Source organism: Streptomyces sp. NPDC059398, from assembly GCF_042751845.1.
Taxonomy (GTDB): Bacteria; Actinomycetota; Actinomycetes; order Streptomycetales; family Streptomycetaceae; genus Streptomyces.
On record NZ_JBHYWP010000076.1, the window covers coordinates 2,253 to 9,050 of the forward strand.

General features: G+C 74.2%; 5 protein-coding genes and 1 pseudogene. 3 read left to right on the forward strand and 3 right to left on the reverse strand.

What is annotated here, in order from left to right:
* The 3 genes from ACFXBC_RS24375 to ACFXBC_RS24385 all read right to left on the reverse strand — a co-directional run.
* Positions 1 to 545: ATP-binding cassette domain-containing protein (locus ACFXBC_RS24375; RefSeq protein WP_385028213.1), on the reverse strand; the 545-nt coding region annotated here is incomplete at its 3' end.
* Positions 546 to 675: 130 nt separating this feature from the next.
* Positions 676 to 1,842 carry a FecCD family ABC transporter permease gene (locus ACFXBC_RS24380; RefSeq protein ID WP_385028216.1) on the reverse strand — a complete coding sequence of 389 codons (1,167 nt, stop codon included), beginning with the start codon at positions 1,840 to 1,842 and terminating at the stop codon, positions 676 to 678.
* A gap of 3 nt (positions 1,843 to 1,845) precedes the next feature.
* On the reverse strand, positions 1,846 to 2,877 hold the full coding sequence (locus tag ACFXBC_RS24385; protein WP_385028219.1) for a hemin ABC transporter substrate-binding protein: 1,032 nt from the start codon (positions 2,875 to 2,877) through the stop codon (positions 1,846 to 1,848).
* 103 nt (positions 2,878 to 2,980) lie between these two features.
* On the opposite strand from ACFXBC_RS24385, the gene ACFXBC_RS24390 reads away from it, so the two are divergent.
* The 3 genes and pseudogenes from ACFXBC_RS24390 to ACFXBC_RS24400 all read left to right on the forward strand — a co-directional run.
* Complete coding sequence (locus ACFXBC_RS24390) at positions 2,981 to 4,387, forward strand: HtaA domain-containing protein (RefSeq protein WP_385028222.1); 1,407 nt, start codon at positions 2,981 to 2,983, stop codon at positions 4,385 to 4,387.
* A gap of 110 nt (positions 4,388 to 4,497) precedes the next feature.
* Complete coding sequence (locus ACFXBC_RS24395) at positions 4,498 to 6,105, forward strand: HtaA domain-containing protein (RefSeq protein WP_385028225.1); 1,608 nt, start codon at positions 4,498 to 4,500, stop codon at positions 6,103 to 6,105.
* A gap of 345 nt (positions 6,106 to 6,450) precedes the next feature.
* Positions 6,451 to 6,798, forward strand: a pseudogene (locus ACFXBC_RS24400) (hypothetical protein); the annotation flags it as partial.

Consider the following 6,798-nt stretch of genomic DNA (forward strand, 5'->3'; position numbering starts at 1 on the left):
TCGCCCTCCCGTGGGGGGGCCGCGGGGCGGCCCCCGGGGGCGTGGCCGCCCGGGGCGTCTGCGCCGCTGGAGTGGGGGGGGCCGGGCGGGGCGCCCCCCGCGGCGACCTCGGTGGCGGCCATCGCACCGGCGACGGCCGGTCCGTCGTCGTCCGCCCGCTCCGTACCGGCCCAGGGGGCGCGGCCCATCCGTACGACCTCCTCGACCGGGAAGGGGAAGGAGAGGCCGGCGGACTGGGGGAGCACGGCCCGGCGCAGGGCGAGTTCGGCGGCCGGCCAGGAGGCGGCGGGGCGCCCGTCGATGCGTACCCCGCCCTCCGTCGCGGGCAGATCGGCCGCCAGGGCGGCGAGCAGCGTGGACTTCCCGGCGCCGTTCGGGCCGACGAGCGCGAGGAGTTCACCTGCCCGCACCGTGAGGTCGATACCGCTGAGGACGGCACGGCCGCCCAGACGCAGGTGGAGGCCGTGGGCCTGGGCCAGGGGAGTGCCGGGTGGATGGCTGGCGGGGAGCTGACGGGGGCGGTTCCGGAAAAGGGCTCTGAGCACGGGTCACCTCGGGGGGAGGGGGTACGGAGTGGGGGCGGCCGGTGCATGTCCGGGCGGTGCGGCGGGCGGCGGCAGGATCGCACCCGGGCGGCGGCCTGGTCGGGCCCAGGCGGTGCGGCGGGTGGCCCGGTCACGCCCAGCCGGTGCGGTGGCGCGTTCTGCGCAGCAGCCAGAAGAAGAACGGGCTTCCGAAGAGCGCCGTCAGCACCCCGAGCGGCAGTTCGGCCGGCGCCGCCACGGTCCGCGCGGCCAGATCGCCGGCCACCAGGATCACCGCACCGCCCAGCGTGCTGCCCGGGATCAGGAAGCGGTGGCCGGGGCCGTTCGCCATCCGGAGCAGATGGGGGACGAGCAGCCCGACGAAGGTGATGATCCCGGCGACGGCCACCGCCGCAGCCGTGAGCAGCGCGACGACCAGTACGAGCACCAGCCGCAGCCGTTCGACGTCGACCCCGAGGTGCCGGGCGGGCCGCTCGCCCAGCGCCAGCAGGTCCAACTTCCGTGCCGTGAAGGGCGCCACGGCGAGACCGAGCACCGCGCACGGCAGCACGGCGAGCACCTTCGGCCAGGTCGCCTGGGACAGCGAGCCCAGCTGCCAGAAGGTGATCTGGGCGATCTGGGCGTTGTCCGCGAAGAAGACGCAGAGCCCGATCAGCGCCCCGGCGAATGCGTTCACCGCGATACCGGTGAGGATCAGCGTGACGACCTCGGTCCGCCCGCCCGAGCGGGAGAGCGCGTACACCAGCAGTACGGTCCCCAGCCCGGCGGCGAACGCGCAGACCGTCACCGTCCAGTTGCCGAAAAAGTTCAGCCCGAGGGCGATGGAGGAGACCGCGCCGACCGCGGCGCCCGACGAGATGCCGATGACGCCCGGTTCGGCCAGCGGATTGCCGAACACGCCCTGCGTCAGGGCGCCCGCGCAGCCGAGCGAGCCCCCGACGAGCAGGGCGAGGACGACTCGCGGCAGCCGTACGTTCCACAGGACGCTCTCGCCGACCCGGTCGAGAGTCGAGCCGCCGAGACCGGCCCGGTGCAGCACCGATGAGAGGACGTCATGGAGCGGGATGGGATAGGCGCCGATCCCCGCCGACAGGAGACAGAGCAGGACGAGCGCGGCGAGCAGACCAGCCGTCAGGAGGACTGTGGTCGGGCGTCGTTGACGCGGCTCGGGGGTGGTGGACGAGGCTTCGGCCGGTACGGGAGCGGAGTCCCGGGCCGGTACGGCGGTGTCCCGGGCCGGTGTGCGGGCGGGGTCTTCTGCCGGTACGGGGGCGGCGCCGGGGGTGCGGGTGGTCACCGGTCACTTCCCGTTCGCGTACAACTGCGCGACCAGGGACTTCAGCACCTGGTCGGTGCGCGGCCCGTAGTTCAGCAGCACCCCGTCGTCGATCGCGACGACCCTGCGGTCCATACCGGCCGGGGTCTCGGCGACGCCGGGCAGTTTCACCAGGCCGTCGATGCCGCCGACCGATGCGAGCCCCTTGGTCATCACCAGGATCGCGTCGGGGGCGGCCCTGGCGAGGGCCTCGCTGGTGATCGGGGTGAAGTCCTTGTCCAGACCGGACGCCTTGCCCGCGTCGACCGCGCCGGCCGCCTCAAGGAGCGAGGCGGCCCCGGAGTCGCGGCCGCCGAGCAGATGGACCGATGCGCTGCCGCGCAGATAGAGGAAGGCGACCCGGAGCCGGGCCGGGCCCTTGCGGGCGGGGACGGATTTCCTTACGGCGTCGAGCCGTTGGGCGGTGCGCCGCTTCAGCTCCGCACCCGGCCCCGGCACGCCGAGCGCACCGGCCACCGCGTCGATCCGGCGGTCGATGTCGCCCAGCCCCTTCGCCGGGTCCACGACCACCAGCGGGATGCCCGCCTCTCGTATCTGCGCGATGGCTTCCACCGGCCCTGTCGTGGTGTCCGCGAGGACGACGGTCGGCTTCAGGGAGAGGACGCCCTCCGCCGAGACGTCGTGCGCGCGGGTCACCACCGGCAGCTTCCGCGCCTGTTCGAAGGTGGCGGTGATGTCGCGGGCGACCACGTGCCTGCCCAGGCCGAGTGTGAAGACGATCTCGCTCAGACTTCCGGTCAGCGGGACGATCCGGTCGGCCGAAGTGACCGTCACCCGCCGCCCGTCCGCGGAACGGATGTGTGCGGGGAGCCGGGCGTGCGGTGCTGCGGCCAGGGGTTCGACCCGGTCGGCGGGGGCGGCCGACGCGGCGCGGCCCGTTCCGGTGGACCGTGCGGCGGGTGTGGTGTGCGTACTGCCGCAGCCGGTGGCTGCCAGAGCGAGGGCGAGCGCGGAGAGCAGTACACCGGCCGTCCGGGGTGTGCGCACGGAGGACACCGTCCTGTCGTTCTGTCGGGTTCCCGGGCCGGAAGGGTTCCGGCCGAGTCGGGGATAGCTTAGGTTAGCCTTACCTCACTAACCAGCCCTCCGGGGGGATTCCATGCTGTCCTGTCGACCGGTCCGTGCGCTGGCCGCCGTGCTCCTCGCGGCCCTGCCGGTGGCCCTGCTCCCGGCGTCCGCCGCCCCCGCGGCGGACCGCACGGTGCGCGGCGGCCGGCTGGACTGGGGGATCAAGTCCTCCTTCCAGAGCTATGTCACCGGCCCCATCGCGCAAGGGAGTTGGGGGATTCAGGGCGGTGCGGCCACGGTGGGCGGGGAGCAGTTCCGGTTCCACTCGGCCACCGGTTCGTACGACCCGGACAGCGGTGCCTTCAGCGCGGCGTTCTCCGGCGGGGTCCACTTCGTGGGGCACCGGAAAGCGGACGGCACCCATGAACTCGACCTCACCATCAGCCGCCCCACCGTCCGGATCTCCGGAGGCCGCGGCACGCTCTACGCCGACATGGCCAGCAGGTCCAGAACCACCGGGCGGCTCACCGCATCGGCGCAGGTGCCGCTCGCCACGCTGGCGCTGTCCGGTGTCACCATGAAGGGCGGCGGCTCCCCGGTCACCCTCAACTCCGTACCCGCGAAGCTCACTTCAGAGGGCGCCGGTGCCTTCGCCGGTTACTACCCGGCGGGTACGGCGCTCGACCCGGTGAGCCTGTCGGCCGATGTGGTCCAGCCGGCCGCGCACCCGAGCGACTCTGCCGGGGCGCCTTCCGGGAGGTCCGGGAAGCCGGGGGAGGGGAAGCCGTCGGACCGTAATCCTTCGGGGAAAGCCGTCAAGGACCACCCCGCCGGAGCCATCCGGGACGCCGCCGTCGACTGGGGGGTGCGCCGTACCTACCGTGAGTACGTCACCGGCTCCGTCGCCCGGGGCAAGTGGACCCTCTCCGGCGGCGCCCAGGACGGCGGTGCGCTCTTCCGCTTCCCGCGCGGCAGGGGCACATACGACGAGAGGAAACAGACGCTCGACGCGCACTTCGCGGGCACGGTCCGCTTCACCGGGACCGGGCTGGATGTGCGGCTGACCGGACTGGCCGTCAGGGTCAGGGACGGCGAGGGCACCCTCTCCGCCGCGGGGAAGCCGGTGGCGACCTTCAGCGCCCGGCAACTCATTGCCAGGAACGGCCTGATCGCACTCGCCGATGCGCCGACGAAGCTGACCGCGGGCGGCGCGGAACTCTTCGGCTCGATGTACCGGCCGGGCACCGCGATGGACCCGGTGTCGCTGTCCGTCGCCGTCGACAGCGAGGCCGCGCTGCCCGCCCTGCCCGATCTGGGCAGTACGCCGAGCCCTGCCCCCGCCGCGGAGAGGAAGTCCGGGCACCCGGTCGCCGCGAACACGGCGGCCCGGTCGGCGGCCGGCCGCACCGGCACGTACGCCGGTCTCGGCGCGGGCGTCATCGCCGTCGCGGCTCTGGTGTTCCTGGCCGTCCGCAGGCGCCGGGGCGGACAGCGCTGACCGTGCGCCGACGCCGGACCAGGACCGGCCGCCACCCGCCCGTACCCCACGACACGTCATGTCACTCGCCATGCCGTCCCATCGGCACGCTCCCAAGGAGACACCTGATCATGGCCGTTACCCGCCGCCCGATGGCTCTGGCCGCCGCCGTCGCCACGGTGACCGCGCTCGGCGCCACCGCCTTCGCCCTGCCCGCGCTCGCCGCCGACGGGCCGCCCAGCACGCCGCTGAACATCACCGGCGGCACGCTGGACTGGGGCGTCAAGAAGTCCTACCGCGCGTACGTCACCGGCATGGCCGCAGGGGATATACGCACCGCGGACGGAGCCGGGCGCAACGCCGACGGCACCTTCCGGTTCGGCGGCGCCCAGGGGGCGTACGACCCCGGAACGCACACGGTGAAGGCGGCCTTCACCGGCAGCGTCACCTTCTCCTCGCCCCCGCCTCCCAAGGGGCACGGCTTCGAAGTCACCCTCTCCGACCTGCGGTTCGACAGTGGCACCCAGCGGATCACGGCCGATGTCACCCAGGACGGCGGCACCCGGCAGGATGTGCCGCTCGCCGAAGTGAAGGCGACGGGGGCCTCGATGGAGGAGCTGCCCGCGACGCTCACCAAGGAGGCGGGTGACGTGCTGGGTTCGGCCTCGTACGCCGGGGCCGAGGGCGATCCGATCACGGTACGGCTGGAGTTCGGCACCCCGACCGGACCGAGCACCGGGCCCAGCACCGGACCGGGCACCGGACCGAGCACCGGGCCCAGCACCGGACCGAGCACCGGACCGGGCACCGGACCGAGCACCGGACCGGGCACCGGACCGAGTACGGAGCCCAGTACTGGCCCCGGCACCGGACCGACCGGAAAGCCCACCGGTGAGCCGACGGGCGGGCCGACCGGAAAGCCCGCCCCCACCGGAACCCCGGCCGGGCCGGAGCAGACGCCCGGTCAGGTGGCGCACGGCACGCTCGCCTGGGGCGTGAAGAAGTCCTTCCGTACGTACATCCTCAGCGGCGGTGAGATCAGGACCGAGGCCGGTGCCGCGAAGAACGCCGACGGGTTCGACTTCCCGCTTGCCCAGGCCGAGTTGAACAGCGGCAAGAAGACCCTGAACGCCGCATTCGGCGGCCGTGTGCGGTTCCTCTACACCGCGCACCGGCTCGACATCGCACTCTCGGACATCCACATCGTGGCCAAGGGCGCCAAGGGCACGCTGAGCGCGGATGTCACCACACCCAAGGGGGTGCACCAGGACGTCGACTTCGCCTCGCTCGACCTCTCCAAGGTCACCTACACGGCCAAGGGTGACGTGGTGCAGTGGAAGAACGTCCCGGCGGCCTTCACGGCGGACGGCGCGGCTCAGTTCGCCAATGACACGACGGGATCCCTCTACCACGCGGGTGACGCCATCGACCCGGTGACGGTGGCTCTCGCGCTCAGCGCGGACGCCCGTCCGCCTTCCGGATCCACCAGCGGTACCGGGACCACCGGCACCACCACCGACGCCGGCGGCCCGGACACGGCCGGCGGGTCAACGGTCGGAGGCGGTTCGGCCGGAGGCGGTCCGGTGGGCGGCGCCACCGGCGGAGCCGGTACGGGCGGCGCACTCGCCTCCACCGGTTCCGCCGTCCCGGCCGACGCCCTCATCGGCGCATCGGCTGCCGTCGCCGCGGCGGGAGCCGCCCTGGTGACCGTGGCCCGCAGGCGCCGTACGCACGGCTGAACCGGCCCCGCCCCGTCCGGCTGCCGCCCTCCTGTGTGGGGCGGTGCGCGGCGGGGCGGTCGGGCGCGGGCGGGGCGCGCTCCGCACAGTGACCGGGGCGTGCTCCGCACGTGACCCGGTCCCGCGCCGCTCACTCCATCGGGCGGTCTGGAGTGGCAGGTCCGCAGGGCTCTCGTAGCGTCGGAAGCGCGGCCTTCGCCGTGTCCGACTCCACTCAGTGATCTGCCCGAACCGCCGAAACGAGGCAACCATGGTCGGCCAGCCGGTGTACCTGTACGGAGACGATCCCCCTCTCGTCCCACGTGCCGACGGTCCGCTCGGTACCGGCCCGGAGCGCAGCACGCCGTGCTGCCCGCCCCGCCCCCGCACCCGGTGACGCCCGCAGCCCCGGTGGCCCCGGGCCCGTACGCCTCCCTGCTGGTCAGCCTGCAACTGGCGGACCCCGGTTTCCCGGGCGGCCCGTGCGACCCCGCCTACGAGTGGGACTGTCTGGTCCGGCCCGGCCGGGTGGACCGGGCCGGCCTCGGCCCCCTGCTCCACGCTCTGCTGCGCCACGGCGTCGGCCCGTCCGACGCGACGGCCCTCGCCCCCCGCCCCGCCCCCGCGTCCGTGGGGGGGGGGGGGGCGGGGGCCCCGATAGAAGCACCCGGGGGCGCGGCCCAGCGCGGGCCGGGGGACTGGGCCGGGCGCGGC

Coding starts and splice junctions, on each gene's coding strand:
- ACFXBC_RS24395 (WP_385028225.1), top strand. CDS start 4,498: ATGGCCGTTACCCGCCGCCCGATGGCTCTGGCCGCCGCCGTCGCCACG.
- ACFXBC_RS24390 (WP_385028222.1), top strand. CDS start 2,981: ATGCTGTCCTGTCGACCGGTCCGTGCGCTGGCCGCCGTGCTCCTCGCG.